The following is a 14,850-nucleotide window of genomic DNA, read 5'->3' as shown; positions in this document are numbered from 1 at the left end:
CAATCTGCGATTGGAGAATAGGCATTATGAGATTGATACGGTTCTGCTTACAAGGGTGAAAAATTATTGTTTACTGGTCTTAACTGATCGAAGGACTAGGCATCAAATTATCCGATTGATTCCAAATAAAAGTGCTGAGGCGGTCAATCAGGCTTTAAAACTCATCTTAAAACAACATCAAATTCTTTCCATCACGGCAGATAATGGTACAGAATTTAACCGCTTGTCTGATGTATTTTCTGAGGAACATATCTATTATGCGCACCCCTATGCCTCTTGGGAAAGGGGAACTAATGAGAATCACAACAGCCTCATTCGGAGAACGACTCCCAAAGAAGTCGCATTCATCGAAAATTGGATTAATAACTATCCTAAAAAATGCTTGAACTACAAATCACCCAGAGAAGACTTCTTCATGGCTAACTTGAACTTGAAATTTGGCCTCCTTGTCCGATTTGTCTGACTAGTGCAAGCTGGTCGGATTTGTGGTAAAATAGATAAGATATGACAAAAGAATTTCATCATGTAACGGTCTTACTCCACGAAACGATTGATATGCTTGACGTAAAGCCCGACGGTATCTACGTTGATGCGACTTTGGGTGGAGCAGGCCATAGCGAATATTTATTAAGTAAATTAAGTGAAAAAGGCCATCTCTATGCCTTTGACCAGGATCAGAATGCCATTGACAATGCGCAAAAACGTTTGGCACCCTACATTGAGAAGGGAATGGTGACCTTTATCAAGGATAACTTCCGTCATTTACAGGCACGTTTGCGTGAAGCTGGTGTTCAAGAAATTGATGGAATTTGTTATGACTTGGGAGTGTCTAGTCCTCAATTAGACCAGCGTGAGCGTGGTTTTTCTTATAAAAAGGATGCGCCACTGGACATGCGGATGAATCAGGAAGCTAGTCTGACAGCCTATGAAGTGGTGAATCACTATGACTATCATGACTTGGTTCGTATTTTCTTCAAGTATGGAGAGGACAAATTCTCTAAACAGATTGCCCGCAAGATTGAACAAGCGCGTGATCTGAAACCTATCGAGACTACGACTGAATTGGCAGAAATTATCAAGTCGGCCAAGCCTGCCAAGGAACTCAAGAAGAAGGGTCACCCTGCCAAGCAGATTTTCCAAGCTATTCGAATTGAAGTTAACGATGAGCTGGGGGCGGCAGATGAGTCCATCCAGCAGGCTATGGATATGTTGGCTCTGGATGGTAGAATCTCAGTGATTACCTTCCATTCGCTAGAAGACCGCTTGACCAAGCAATTGTTCAAGGAAGCTTCAACAGTTGAAGTTCCAAAAGGCTTGCCTTTCATCCCAGATGATCTCAAGCCCAAGATGGAATTGGTAGCCCGTAAGCCAATTTTGCCAAGTGCAGAAGAATTAGAAGCCAATAACCGCTCGCACTCAGCCAAGTTGCGCGTGGCTAGAAAAATTCACAAGTAAGAGGAAAAATGATGGCAGAAAGAATGGAAAAAACAGGTCAAATACTACAGATGCAACTTAAACGGTTTTCGCGTGTGGAAAAAGCTTTTTACTTTTCCATTGCTGTAACCACTCTTATTGTAGCCATTAGTATTATTTTTATGCAGACCAAGCTCTTGCAAGTGCAGAATGATTTGACAAAAATCAATGCGCAGATAGAGGAAAAGAAGACCGAATTGGACGATGCCAAGCAAGAGGTCAATGAACTATTACGTGCAGAACGTTTGAAAGAAATTGCCAATTCACACGATTTGCAATTAAACAATGAAAATATTCGAATAGCGGAGTAAGATATGAAGTGGACAAAAAAAGTAATCCGTTATGCGACCAAAAATCGGAAATCGCCGGCTGAAAACAGACGCAGAGTTGGAAAAAGTCTGAGTTTATTATCTGTCTTTGTTTTTGCCGTTTTTTTAGTCAATTTTGCGGTCATCATTGGGACGGGCACTCGCTTTGGAACAGATTTAGCGAGGGAAGCTAAGAAGGTTCATCAAACCACCCGTACAGTTCCTGCCAAACGTGGGACTATTTATGACCGAAATGGAGTCCCTATTGCTGAGGATGCGACATCTTATAATGTTTATGCGGTTATTGATGAGAACTATAAGTCAGCAACGGGTAAGATTCTTTACGTAGAAAAAACACAATTTAACAAGGTTGCAGAGGTCTTTCATAAGTATCTGGACATGGAAGAATCTTATGTAAGAGAGCAACTCTCGCAACCTAATCTCAAGCAAGTTTCTTTTGGAGCAAAGGGAAATGGGATTACCTATGCCAATATGATGACTATCAAAAAAGAGTTGGAAACTGCAGAGGTCAAGGGAATTGATTTTACAACCAGTCCCAATCGTAGTTACCCAAACGGACAATTTGCTTCTAGTTTTATCGGATTAGCTCAGCTACATGAAAATGAAGATGGAAGCAAGAGCTTGCTGGGAACCTCTGGAATGGAGAGTTCCTTGAACAGTATTCTTGCAGGGACAGACGGCATTATTACCTATGAAAAGGATCGTCTGGGTAATATTGTACCTGGAACAGAACAAGTTTCCCAACAAACGGTAGATGGCAAGGATGTTTATACAACCATTTCCAGCCCTCTCCAGTCCTTTATGGAAACCCAGATGGATGCTTTTCAAGAGAAGGTAAAAGGAAAGTACATGACAGCGACTTTGGTCAGTGCTAAAACAGGGGAAATTCTGGCAACAACGCAACGACCAACCTTTGATGCCGATACTAAGGAAGGAATCACTAAGGACTTTGTCTGGCGTGATATTCTTTATCAAAGTAACTATGAGCCAGGTTCCACTATGAAAGTGATGATGTTGGCTGCTGCTATTGATAATAATACCTTTCCAGGAGGAGAAGTCTTTAATAGTAGTGAGTTAAAAATTGCAGATGCCACGATTCGAGATTGGGACGTTAATGAAGGATTGACTGGTGGCAGAATGATGACTTTTTCTCAAGGTTTTGCACACTCAAGTAACGTTGGGATGACCCTCCTTGAGCAAAAGATGGGAGATGCTACCTGGCTTGATTATCTTAATCGTTTTAAATTTGGTGTTCCGACCCGTTTCGGTTTGACGGATGAGTATGCTGGTCAGCTTCCTGCGGATAATATTGTCAACATTGCGCAAAGCTCATTTGGACAAGGGATTTCAGTGACCCAGACGCAAATGATTCGTGCCTTTACAGCTATTGCTAATGACGGTGTCATGCTGGAGCCTAAATTTATTAGTGCCATTTATGATCCAAATGATCAAACTGCTCGGAAATCTCAAAAAGAAATTGTGGGAAATCCTGTTTCTAAAGATGCAGCTAGTCTAACTCGGACTAACATGGTTTTGGTAGGGACGGATCCGGTTTATGGAACCATGTATAACCACAGCACAGGCAAGCCAACTGTAACTGTTCCTGGGCAAAATGTAGCCCTCAAGTCTGGTACGGCTCAGATTGCTGACGAGAAAAATGGTGGTTATCTAGTTGGGTTAACCAACTATATTTTCTCGGCTGTATCGATGAATCCGGCTGAAAATCCTGATTTTATCTTGTATGTGACGGTCCAACAACCTGAACATTATTCAGGTATCCAGTTGGGAGAATTTGCCAATCCTATCTTGGAGCGGGCTTCAGCTATGAAAGACTCTCTCAATCTTCAAACAACAGCTAAAGCTTTGGAGCAAGTAAGTCAACAAAGTCCTTATCATATGCCTAGTGTCAAGGATATTTCACCTGGTGATTTAGCAGAAGAATTGCGTCGCAATCTTGTACAACCTATTGTTGTGGGAACAGGAACGAAGATTAAAAACAGTTCTGCTGAAGAAGGGAAGAATCTTGCCCCAAATCAGCAAGTCCTAATCTTATCTGATAAAGCAGAGGAGGTTCCAGATATGTATGGTTGGACAAAGGAGACTGCTGAGACCCTTGCTAAGTGGCTCAATATAGAACTTGAATTTCAAGGTTCGGGCTCTATTGTGCAGAAGCAAGATGTTCGTGCTAACACAGCTATCAAGGACATTAAAAAAATTACATTAACTTTAGGAGACTAATATGTTTATTTCCATCAGTGCTGGAATTGTGACATTTTTACTAACTTTAGTAGGAATTCCGGCCTTTATCCAATTTTATAGAAAGGCGCAAATTACAGGCCAGCAGATGCATGAGGATGTCAAACAGCATCAGGCAAAAGCTGGGACTCCTACAATGGGAGGTTTGGTTTTCTTGATTACTTCTGTTTTGGTTGCTTTCTTTTTCGCCCTATTTAGTAGCCAATTCAGCAATAATGTGGGAATGATTTTGTTCATCTTGGTCTTGTATGGCTTGGTCGGATTTTTAGATGACTTTCTCAAGGTCTTTCGTAAAATCAATGAGGGGCTTAATCCTAAGCAAAAATTAGCTCTTCAGCTTCTAGGTGGAGTTATCTTCTATCTTTTCTATGAGCGCGGTGGCGATATCCTGTCTGTCTTTGGTTATCCAGTTCATTTGGGATTTTTCTATATTTTCTTCGCTCTTTTCTGGCTAGTCGGTTTTTCAAATGCAGTCAACTTGACAGACGGTATTGACGGTCTAGCTAGTATTTCCGTTGTGATTAGTTTGTCTGCCTATGGAGTTATTGCCTATGTGCAAGGTCAGATGGATATTCTTCTAGTGATTCTTGCCATGATTGGTGGTTTGCTCGGTTTCTTCATCTTTAACTATAAGCCTGCCAAGGTCTTTATGGGTGATGTGGGAAGTTTGGCCCTAGGTGGGATGCTGGCAGCTATCTCTATGGCTCTCCACCAAGAATGGACTCTCTTGATTATCGGAATTGTGTATGTTTTTGAAACAACTTCTGTTATGATGCAAGTCAGTTATTTCAAACTGACAGGTGGTAAACGTATTTTCCGTATGACGCCTGTACATCACCATTTTGAGCTTGGGGGATTGTCTGGTAAAGGAAATCCTTGGAGCGAGTGGAAGGTTGACTTCTTCTTTTGGGGAGTGGGGCTTCTAGCAAGTCTTTTGACCCTAGCAATTTTGTATTTGGTATAAGAATAGCACCCTGATGTTTCAGGGTGTTTTTGCTTTTTAAAAAATATTGGTCAATTAAAGTCAAATCTCTTGACCTTTTCTGACTAATGTAGTATATTATGAACGTAAGGTAAATGAAAGCCTTACTAGAACACTTATTTAAAGTAAAATAGAAAGAGGTGGGGTCTATGTTTAATCTAGAAATCTTCAGAAGTAAAGATAGTCTACTCCTGCTTGAAAAAGAAAAACCAGAAATAGTACCTAGAGTAGCGATTTAGCTAGTCTAAATTTTTTAAAACAAAGGTCAAAGATAGTCAATATCAGTATTAACAACTAAGTAAACAAAATGAGGTAAAGAATATGAACAACAATTTTAATAATTTTAACAACATGGATGATTTGTTTAACCAATTGATGGGTGGTATGCGAGGATATAGTTCTGAAAACCGTCGCTACTTGATTAATGGACGTGAAGTGACACCTGAAGAATTTGCTCACTATCGTGCAACCGGTCAATTGCAAGGGAATGTAGAAGCTGATGGACAAATGCCACAACAGGCTTCAGGTATAAAACAAGATGGTGTCCTTGCTAAACTAGGTCGAAACTTGACAGCAGAAGCGCGTGAGGGCAAGTTGGATCCTGTTATCGGACGAAACAAGGAAATTCAAGAAACATCTGAAATTCTTTCACGTCGTACCAAGAACAATCCTGTTTTGGTCGGAGATGCAGGTGTTGGTAAGACAGCAGTTGTCGAAGGCTTAGCGCAAGCCATTGTGAACGGCGATGTCCCAGCTGCTATCAAGAATAAGGAAATTATTTCAATTGACATCTCTGGTCTTGAGGCTGGTACTCAATACCGTGGTAGTTTTGAAGAAAACGTTCAAAACCTAGTCAATGAAGCGAAAGAAGCAGGGAATATTATTCTCTTCTTTGATGAAATTCACCAAATCCTCGGTGCAGGTAGCACTGGTGGAGACAGTGGTTCTAAAGGGCTTGCAGACATTCTTAAGCCAGCTCTCTCTCGTGGAGAATTGACAGTGATTGGGGCAACGACTCAAGATGAATACCGTAACACTATCTTGAAGAATGCAGCTCTTGCTCGTCGGTTCAACGAAGTCAAGGTCAATGCTCCTTCAGCAGAGGATACATATAAAATTCTTCAAGGAATTCGTGATCTCTATCAGCAACACCACAATGTCATCTTGCCAGATGAAGTCTTGAAAGCAGCAGTGGATTATTCTGTACAATACATTCCTCAACGTAGCTTGCCAGATAAGGCTATCGACCTTGTCGATGTAACGGCGGCTCACTTGGCAGCTCAGCATCCAGTAACAGATGTTCATGCTGTTGAACGTGAAATCGAAACGGAAAAAGACAAGCAAGAAAAAGCAGTTGAAGCAGAAGATTTTGAAGCAGCTCTAAACTATAAAACACGCATTGCAGAATTGGAAAAGAAAATCGAAAACCACACAGAAGATATGAAAGTGACTGCAAGTGTCAATGATGTGGCTGAATCTGTGGAACGAATGACAGGTATCCCAGTATCGCAAATGGGAGCTTCAGATATCGAACGTTTGAAAGATATGGCCCATCGCTTGCAAGACAAGGTGATTGGTCAAGATAAGGCCGTAGAAGCTGTAGCTCGTGCTATCCGTCGTAACCGTGCTGGTTTTGATGAAGGAAATCGCCCAATCGGCAGCTTCCTCTTTGTAGGGTCTACTGGGGTTGGTAAGACAGAGCTTGCTAAGCAATTGGCACTCGATATGTTTGGAACCCAGGATGCGATTATCCGTTTGGATATGTCTGAATACAGTGACCGTACAGCTGTTTCTAAGCTAATTGGTACAACAGCAGGCTATGTGGGTTATGATGACAATAGCAATACCTTAACAGAACGTGTTCGTCGCAATCCATACTCTATCATTCTCTTGGATGAAATTGAAAAGGCTGACCCTCAAGTTATTACCCTTCTCCTCCAAGTTCTAGATGATGGTCGTTTGACAGATGGTCAAGGAAATACAGTAAACTTCAAGAACACTGTCATTATTGCGACCTCAAATGCTGGATTTGGCTATGAAGCCAACTTGACAGAAGATGCGGATAAACCAGAATTGATGGATCGTTTGAAACCTTACTTCCGTCCAGAATTCCTTAACCGTTTCAATGCTGTCATCGAATTCTCACACTTGAGCAAAGAAGATCTTTCTAAGATTGTAGACCTTATGTTGGTTGAAGTTAACAAGACGCTTTCTAAGAAAGACATTGACTTGGCAGTGAGCGAAGCTGCTAAAGAATACATGACTGAGGAAGGCTACGATGAAGTCATGGGTGTTCGTCCACTCCGTCGTGTGGTTGAACAACAAATCCGTGACAAAGTCACAGACTTCCACTTGGATAACCTTGATGCTAAACACCTAGAAGCTGACATGGAAGATGGTGTTTTGGTCATTCGTGAAAAAGCCTAAGACAGAATTTTGAGCATAAAAAAGAAGGAGCCAGCTGAAAAACTGGTTCCTTTTTGTGTTTAAATTACATGACGCTCAAAGGCATCATCTGAAATCCCTTGTTCTAGGATGAGTTTTGCCCATTCTTTAGCAGAGAAGAGGCTGTGATCCTTGTAGTTTCCGCAAGATTCGATGGTTGTTCCAGGGACGTCTTCCCAAGTAGTAGTTTCAGCGATTTCCTTGAGCGAATCCTTGATAACAGCTGCGATTTCAGCACTGGTGTGACGCCCCCACATAATCATGTGGAAACCTGTGCGGCAACCAAATGGTGAACAGTCAATCATACCGTTAATGCGGGTACGGATGAGTTTAGCCAAGAGGTGCTCGATAGTGTGAAGGCCAGCGGTAGGGATAGAGTCTTCGTTTGGTTGCACTAAGCGAATGTCATAATTGGAGATGATGTCTCCTTTGGGTCCTGTTTCTTCCCCGATCAAGCGAACATAGGGTGCTTTAACAATAGTGTGGTCAAGTTCAAAACTTTCAACAATAACTTCTTTTGACATGGTCAATCCTTTCAGTTTTATTCTTTCATTATAACATAAAGCTGGCTCCTGAGACAGAGAGAAAACCTCTCCGAGGCTGGAGAGGTTGAAATCGTTACTTACGATACAAGCGGTCGTATTGGTAGTAAGGGTCAAAGGTTACGTTGATACCCAGTTTACGAAGGACATTCTTGTCTTCATCAGTCAAGATGATGGTTGAGTGGGCTTCGCTTCCTTTGAGGTTGCCAAGTTCTTCCATAGCACGAGCAGCATCAGGATTTTCTGTAGCTGTGATGGCAAGAGCAATCAGGATTTCATTTGAATGAAGGCGTGGATTGCGGCTACCGAGATGATCGATTTTAAGACCTTGGATTGGCTTAACAACTTCAGGTTCGATTAGTTTTACTTCTTTAGCGATGTCAGCTGATTTCTTGATGGCGTTGATAAGAGCAGCGGCTGTAGGACCAAAGAGTTCTGAGTTCTTACCTGTGACGATTTCTCCGCTTGGCAATTCAAGGGCTAGGGCTGGTCCGCCAGTTTCTTCTGCTTTTTGACGCGCAACGACAGCAACCTTACGGTCTGCTGGTGTGATACCAAGGTCGTTCATGAGTAACTCGATTTTCTTGACAGCAGATTCGCCAACTTTTTCGGCTTTAAAATCAAGAACAGTTTGATAGTAGCGACGGATGATTTCTTGTTTAGAGGCTTCAATAGCCGCTTCATCATCTGTAATAGCAAAACCAACCATGTTGACACCCATGTCTGTCGGAGAAGCGTATGGAGATTTACCAAGAATACGTTCCAACATGCGCTTGAGCACTGGGAAAATTTCAATATCACGGTTGTAGTTGACAGTGGTCTCTCCGTAAGTTTGGAGATGGAAGGGGTCGATCATGTTGACATCATCAAGGTCAGCTGTGGCAGCCTCGTAGGCCAAATTGACTGGGTGATGAAGGGGAAGATTCCAAACTGGGAAGGTTTCAAACTTAGCGTAGCCAGACTTGATACCATTGATTTGGTCGTGGTACATATTGGACATACAGGTTGCCAATTTTCCAGAACCTGGTCCAGGAGCGGTTACAACGATCAAGTTACGACTAGTTTTGATGTAGTCGTTTTTCCCCATGCCTTCTGGAGAAATAATGTGGTCCATATCAGTCGGATATCCTTTGATTGGATAATGAAGATAAGAATCAATTCCGTTTTTCTCAAGTTGGTTGCGGAAGGTATCTGCAGCTGGTTGGCCAGCGTACTGTGTGATGACAACGGAGCCAACAAAAATTCCCAATTCATTGAATTTATCAATCAAACGAAGAACTTCTTGGTCATAAGAAATGCCCAAGTCGCCACGTGCTTTGGAATGCTCGATATTACTTGCATTAATAGCAATCACGACCTCAACCTGCTCTTTCAATTCTTGCAAGAGCTTGATTTTATTGTCAGGCTCATAACCAGGAAGGACACGAGCAGCGTGGAAGTCTTCTAACATTTTGCCACCAAACTCCAAGTAGAGTTTACCGTCAAATTGATTAATGCGCTCCAAAATGTGGTCGCGCTGTAGATTCAAATATTGTTCAGAACTAAAAGCTTGTTTTTTCATTTTTTTACCTCTGACCTCTATTATAATAAAAAATTGGAAGTTAGGAAACTATGGAGTTAAAAAAGGAATCAAAAAGATTAGGCGAAGGCTTGCACAAAAATTCAAAAAGCGCTATCATAGATTGTAGATTATTAAAATAATGAGGTAAGAAGATGCAAGAAAAATGGTGGCACAATGCCGTAGTCTATCAAGTTTATCCAAAGAGTTTCATGGACAGCAACGGAGATGGAATTGGCGATTTGCCAGGAATTACCAGTAAGTTAGACTATCTAGCCAAGCTAGGGATTACAGCGATTTGGCTTTCTCCCGTTTATGACAGCCCTATGGATGATAATGGCTACGATATTGCTGATTATCAAGCGATTGCAACGATTTTTGGAACCATGGAGGATATGGATCAACTGATTGCGGAAGCTAAGAAGCGTGATATTCGTATCATCATGGACTTGGTGGTCAATCATACCTCGGATGAACATGCTTGGTTTGTAGAGGCCTGTGAAAATCCTAATAGCCCTGAGCGAGACTACTATATCTGGCGCGATGAACCCAATGACCTAGATTCTATCTTTAGTGGGTCTGCTTGGGAATACGATGAAAAGTCAGGTCAATACTATCTCCACTTTTTCAGTAAGAAACAGCCGGATCTCAACTGGGAAAATGAAAAACTTCGCCAGAAAATTTATGATATGATGGACTTCTGGATTGATAAAGGTATTGGTGGTTTCCGTATGGATGTTATTGACATGATTGGCAAAATTCCTGACGAGAAGGTAGTCAATAATGGTCCTATGCTTCATCCCTATCTCAAGGAAATGAATCAGGCGACCTTTGGAGATAAGGATCTCTTGACAGTAGGGGAGACTTGGGGAGCAACGCCAGAGATTGCCAAGCTCTACTCTGATCCAAAGGGGCAAGAATTGTCTATGGTCTTCCAGTTTGAACATATCGGTCTTCAGTATCAGGAAGGTCAGCCTAAATGGCACTATCAAAAAGAGCTGAATATCGCTAAGTTAAAAGAAATCTTCAACAAATGGCAGACAGAGTTAGGAGTTGAGGACGGCTGGAATTCCCTCTTCTGGAACAACCATGACCTCCCTCGTATTGTCTCAATCTGGGGAAATGACCAAGAATACCGCGAAAAATCTGCCAAAGCCTTTGCAATCTTACTTCATCTCATGAGAGGAACTCCTTATATCTACCAAGGTGAGGAGATTGGGATGACCAACTATCCGTTTGAAACACTGGATCAAGTAGAAGATATTGAATCTCTCAACTATGCGCGTGAGGCTCTTGAAAAAGGTGTTTCGCTGGAAGAAATTATGGACAGTATCCGTGTCATTGGACGTGACAACGCCCGTACCCCTATGCAATGGGACGAGAGCAAAAACGCTGGTTTCTCAACAGGTCAACCTTGGTTGGCGGTTAATCCAAATTACGAGATGATCAATGTCCAAGAAGCGCTGGCAAGTTCAGATTCTATTTTCTATACCTATCAGAAACTGGTCCAAATTCGCAAGGAGAATAGCTGGCTAATTCGAGCTGACTTTGAATTGCTTGACACGGCTGACAAGGTCTTTGCCTATATCCGTAAAGATGGCGACCGTCGTTTCCTAGTTGTGGCTAACTTGTCCAATGAAGAGCAAGACTTGGCAGTAGAAGGAAACGTCAAATCGGTCTTGATTGAAAACACCCTAGCTCAAGAAGTCTTTGAAAAACAAATCTTAGCTCCATGGGATGCTTTTTGTGTGGAATTACTATAAATATTTTTTACAGAAAAATTTAAAAATGAAATCGCATAAAAACAAGGGAGGGCTGTATGAAAAGGCATAAATCCTTTGTTTTTTATAACCAAGGTTTATAAACTTTCATTCTCGAAATTCAATTAACTTTACAAATTTCCACTATTTTGGTAAAACAAACCTATGTTACAAAAACTAACATAAAGTAGAAGGGAGATGAATACAAAAAAGAGTGTCCTTAGTGCAGGCCTGACTTTTGCATTTGCCTTGCTTTTAGCTGCTTGCGGACAATCAGGTTCAGATACAAAAACTTACTCATCAACCTTTAGTGGAAATCCAACTGCATTTAACTACTTGTTAGACTACTACGCTGATAATACAGCCATCATTACCAACCTAGTTGATGGTTTGCTTGAAAATGACAATTACGGAAATCTAGTTCCGTCTTTAGCAGAGGACTGGTCTGTTTCAAGCGGCGGTCTGACTTATACTTACAAATTGAGAAAAGTGCCAAATGGTTCACGGCTGACGGTGAAGAGTACGCCCCAGTTAAGGCACAAGATTTTGTGACAGGTATCAAGTACGCAGTGGATAATAAATCACAGGCCATTGACTTGATTCAAAACTCGATTAAGGGCTTGACTGATTATTTTACAGGAGCGGATTCTGACTTTTCTAAGGTTGGGGTGAAGGCCATTGACGACCAGACTGTTGAGTATACTTTGTCACGGCCAGAACCTTACTGGAACTCAAAAACAACCAACAGTATTCTTTTCCCAGTAAACGAAGAGTTTTTAAACTCAAAAGGGAAAGATTTTGGTACCCTATCTCCAGATAGTATTCTCTACAGCGGACCTTATTTGTTAAAAGATTTCACATCAAAATCATCAATCGAGTATGTGAAAAATCCGCATTACTATGATCATGACAAAGTATCAATACACCCTAGTACCTCCTACATTTGTCCAAGTTGGAGACAAGACCTTTGGAGAAGTAGTCGCTTCTAAATTGGTCAACTACGGAACAGAATGGTCAGGTATTAACCTGGCAGATGCTCAGGATGCCTATTTCAACAAAGAAAAAGCCCAAGCAAAATTTGCGGAAGCTAAAAAAAATTGGCAAGTCAAGGTGTGACTTTCCCAATTCACTTGGATGTTGCAGTTGATCAGACAAGTAAAAATGCTGTGACAGGCATGAACTCAGTTAAGTAGACCCTTGAGTCGGTTTTGGGGGCTGATAACATCGTCATTGATGTTCAGCAACTTTCAACAGATGATTTTAATAATGTAGCCTTCTTAGCACCGACAGCAGCTGATAGAGACTATGATTTGAACTTTGATGGCTGGGTAGGTGACTATCAAGATCCATCAACTTATCTCAATCCTTTCAATGCAGAGGATGGATTCTACCTTAAGATTTTTGGACTAGATGCCAAGGAAGATAAGGAAAAAATCACTAGCCTAGGTCTGGATACCTATACTAATATACTTAAAGATGCAGATAGTGAAAATAAAGATGTAGCCAAACGTTACGAAAAATATGCTGAAGCACAGGCTTGGATGATTGATAATTCTCTGATTATGTCAGCTATGTCAAGTGGTGGAACATCATCTGTAACCAAAGTAACGCCATTTACAAGAGGCTATTCATTGGCTGGTATTAAGGGTGATGGCAATAACTACAAGTACATGAAACTGCAAAAGACACTGTGACGACTAAACAGTTTGAAGAAGCTAAGACCAAATGGGATCAAGAAAGCAAAAAAGCAATCGAAAAAGCCCAAAAAGAAGCAGAAAAACATGTTAAATAGTTAGAAATAGCCTTTTCAAGGAAAATCATAAAGACAAACATCAGTTTTGGTGCTTGTCTTTTTAAATCACTCGGATATTGAAAACTGAGAAATGATTTGTTTTGTGCTAAAATAGATTGAAACGAATACTCAATAAAAATTAAAGAGTAACTGAGAAGTTAGCTCAAAGTACTGTTTTGAGGTTGCAGATGGACGCTGACGTGGTTTGAAGAGATTTTCGAAGAGTATAAGATTCTCTCTTTTGCTATAGTTAAGGAGATGAGAGGTAAATGATAAGGGAGAGACTATGTACGACTATCTAATCGTTGGTGCTGGTTTGTCGGGAGCAATTTTTGCTTATGAAGCAACCAAGCGTGGAAAAAAAGTAAAAGTTATTGATAAACGTGACCACATTGGTGGAAATATCTACTGTGAGAATGTAGAAGGGGTTAATGTTCATAAATATGGTGCCCATATCTTTCATACTTCTAATAAAAAAGTTTGGGATTATGTGAATCAATTTGCTGAATTTAACAACTATATCAACTCGCCTCTAGCTAATTACAAGGGTAGCCTTTATAATCTACCTTTCAATATGAATACTTTCTATGCTATGTGGGGGACAAAAACTCCTCAAGAAGTGAAAGATAAGATTGCTGAGCAAACGGCTCACATGAAGGACGTTGAACCTAAAAACTTAGAGGAACAGGCTATCAAGTTGATCGGTCCAGATATTTATGAAAAATTGATTAAAGGATATACTGAAAAGCAATGGGGACGTTCTGCGACTGACCTTCCACCGTTTATTATTAAACGTCTACCAGTTCGTTTGACTTTTGATAATAACTACTTCAATGACCGTTACCAGGGTATTCCAATTGGTGGTTACAACGTTATCATTGAAAATATGCTCAAGGATGTGGAAGTAGAACTTGGTCTTGACTTTTTTGCCAATCGTCAAGAATTAGAAGCTTCTGCTGAAAAAGTTGTCTTTACAGGGATGATTGACCAATACTTTGATTATAAACATGGTGAGTTAGAATACCGTAGTCTTCGTTTTGAGCATGAAGTTTTTGATGAAGAAAACTATCAAGGAAATGCTGTTGTCAACTATACAGAACGAGAAATTCCTTATACTCGCATTATTGAGCATAAACATTTTGAGTACGGAGCACAAGCTAAAACGGTCATTACTCGTGAATACCCAGCAGATTGGAAAGGTGGAGATGAGCCTTATTATCCAATCAATGACGAGAGAAACAATGCCCTATTTGCTAACTATCAAGAAGAAGCAGCACAGAATGATAAGGTCATTTTCTGTGGACGTTTGGCTGATTATAAATACTACGACATGCATGTAGTCATTGAACGGGCCTTGGAAGTGGTCGAGGAAGAGTTGGGACAATAATGCAAGGATTCCGTTATTTTAGAATCTTTGCTACTTAAGATTTTTATACTAAACTAAAATAAAAAAGCATCATATAATAGTAATATGAAATCAACTAAAGAAGAAATCCAAGCTATCAAAACACTTTTAAAAGACTCTAGTACAGCTAAATATCATAAACGCCTTCAAATCGTTCTATTTCGTCTGATGGGCAAATCTTATAAAGAGATTATAGAGCTTTTAGGCTGTAATCAAACAACGATTTGGCCAACTGTAAAAAAATATGAGGAGTTCGGACTCGATTCTCTCCTTCAAGAAACACGTGGTTGTCGTAACCATGCATATAT

11 protein-coding genes and 1 pseudogene are annotated in these 14,850 nt (G+C 40.7%); 10 read left to right on the top strand and 2 right to left on the bottom strand.

Annotated features, from left to right (window positions below; translation table 11 throughout):
• The 6 genes from HT709_RS07125 to HT709_RS07100 form a co-directional block, all read left to right on the top strand.
• Nucleotides 1–463, top strand: a 463-nt coding sequence (locus HT709_RS07125; RefSeq protein ID WP_172925633.1) for an IS30 family transposase, incomplete at its 5' end; no start/stop codon positions are given.
• Nucleotides 464–504: 41 nt separating this feature from the next.
• On the top strand, nucleotides 505–1,455 hold the full coding sequence (gene rsmH, locus HT709_RS07120) for a 16S rRNA (cytosine(1402)-N(4))-methyltransferase RsmH (protein WP_172925632.1): 951 nt from the start codon (nucleotides 505–507) through the stop codon (nucleotides 1,453–1,455).
• Nucleotides 1,456–1,466: 11 nt separating this feature from the next.
• The gene (gene ftsL / locus HT709_RS07115) at nucleotides 1,467–1,784 is read left to right on the top strand and encodes a cell division protein FtsL (RefSeq protein WP_000840840.1); all 318 of its coding nucleotides are present in this window, start codon (nucleotides 1,467–1,469) and stop codon (nucleotides 1,782–1,784) included.
• A 3-nt stretch (nucleotides 1,785–1,787) separates the two neighbouring features.
• Nucleotides 1,788–4,040, top strand: a complete 2,253-nt coding sequence (gene pbp2X, locus HT709_RS07110) for a penicillin-binding protein 2X (protein ID WP_172925631.1) — start codon at nucleotides 1,788–1,790, stop codon at nucleotides 4,038–4,040.
• Between the two features lies 1 nt (nucleotide 4,041).
• Nucleotides 4,042–5,022 (top strand): phospho-N-acetylmuramoyl-pentapeptide-transferase, encoded by a 981-nt coding sequence (mraY, locus tag HT709_RS07105; protein WP_172925630.1) that lies wholly within the window; start codon nucleotides 4,042–4,044, stop codon nucleotides 5,020–5,022.
• 339 nt (nucleotides 5,023–5,361) lie between these two features.
• A complete protein-coding gene (locus tag HT709_RS07100) occupies nucleotides 5,362–7,467 on the top strand; it encodes an ATP-dependent Clp protease ATP-binding subunit (protein WP_172925629.1) in 2,106 nt (701 codons plus the stop codon).
• 59 nt (nucleotides 7,468–7,526) lie between these two features.
• Here the strand turns inward: HT709_RS07100 and HT709_RS07095 are convergent, their stop codons facing one another.
• Both HT709_RS07095 and HT709_RS07090 read right to left on the bottom strand, forming a co-directional pair.
• Nucleotides 7,527–8,009 (bottom strand): S-ribosylhomocysteine lyase, encoded by a 483-nt coding sequence (locus tag HT709_RS07095; protein WP_172925628.1) that lies wholly within the window; start codon nucleotides 8,007–8,009, stop codon nucleotides 7,527–7,529.
• Nucleotides 8,010–8,103: 94 nt separating this feature from the next.
• Nucleotides 8,104–9,588, bottom strand: a complete 1,485-nt coding sequence (locus HT709_RS07090) for a DUF1846 domain-containing protein (protein WP_172925627.1) — start codon at nucleotides 9,586–9,588, stop codon at nucleotides 8,104–8,106.
• 152 nt (nucleotides 9,589–9,740) lie between these two features.
• On the opposite strand from HT709_RS07090, the gene HT709_RS07085 reads away from it, so the two are divergent.
• The 4 genes and pseudogenes from HT709_RS07085 to HT709_RS07065 all read left to right on the top strand — a co-directional run.
• On the top strand, nucleotides 9,741–11,348 hold the full coding sequence (locus HT709_RS07085; protein WP_172925626.1) for an alpha-glucosidase: 1,608 nt from the start codon (nucleotides 9,741–9,743) through the stop codon (nucleotides 11,346–11,348).
• Nucleotides 11,349–11,543: 195 nt separating this feature from the next.
• Nucleotides 11,544–13,137: pseudogene (locus HT709_RS07075) on the top strand (ABC transporter substrate-binding protein).
• 286 nt (nucleotides 13,138–13,423) lie between these two features.
• Nucleotides 13,424–14,524, top strand: a complete 1,101-nt coding sequence (glf, locus tag HT709_RS07070; protein WP_023939163.1) for a UDP-galactopyranose mutase — start codon at nucleotides 13,424–13,426, stop codon at nucleotides 14,522–14,524.
• Nucleotides 14,525–14,608: 84 nt separating this feature from the next.
• The coding region (locus HT709_RS07065; protein WP_172925625.1) for a helix-turn-helix domain-containing protein at nucleotides 14,609–14,850 on the top strand (242 nt) is incomplete at its 3' end.

Source organism: Streptococcus sp. 1343, assembly GCF_013277355.1.
Taxonomy (GTDB): domain Bacteria; phylum Bacillota; class Bacilli; order Lactobacillales; family Streptococcaceae; genus Streptococcus; species Streptococcus pseudopneumoniae.
The sequence above is the reverse complement of the archived record's forward strand: the minus strand, read 5'-3'. Positions and strand labels throughout refer to the sequence as shown.

Bases quoted from the DNA above. Each gene is read 5' to 3' on its own strand.
- rsmH (WP_172925632.1), top strand. From the start codon at position 505: ATGACAAAAGAATTTCATCATGTAACGGTCTTACTCCACGAAACGATT.
- ftsL (WP_000840840.1), top strand. From the start codon at position 1,467: ATGGCAGAAAGAATGGAAAAAACAGGTCAAATACTACAGATGCAACTT.
- pbp2X (WP_172925631.1), top strand. From the start codon at position 1,788: ATGAAGTGGACAAAAAAAGTAATCCGTTATGCGACCAAAAATCGGAAA.
- mraY (WP_172925630.1), top strand. From the start codon at position 4,042: ATGTTTATTTCCATCAGTGCTGGAATTGTGACATTTTTACTAACTTTA.
- HT709_RS07100 (WP_172925629.1), top strand. From the start codon at position 5,362: ATGAACAACAATTTTAATAATTTTAACAACATGGATGATTTGTTTAAC.
- HT709_RS07095 (WP_172925628.1), bottom strand. From the start codon at position 8,009: ATGTCAAAAGAAGTTATTGTTGAAAGTTTTGAACTTGACCACACTATT.
- HT709_RS07090 (WP_172925627.1), bottom strand. From the start codon at position 9,588: ATGAAAAAACAAGCTTTTAGTTCTGAACAATATTTGAATCTACAGCGC.
- HT709_RS07085 (WP_172925626.1), top strand. From the start codon at position 9,741: ATGCAAGAAAAATGGTGGCACAATGCCGTAGTCTATCAAGTTTATCCA.
- glf (WP_023939163.1), top strand. From the start codon at position 13,424: ATGTACGACTATCTAATCGTTGGTGCTGGTTTGTCGGGAGCAATTTTT.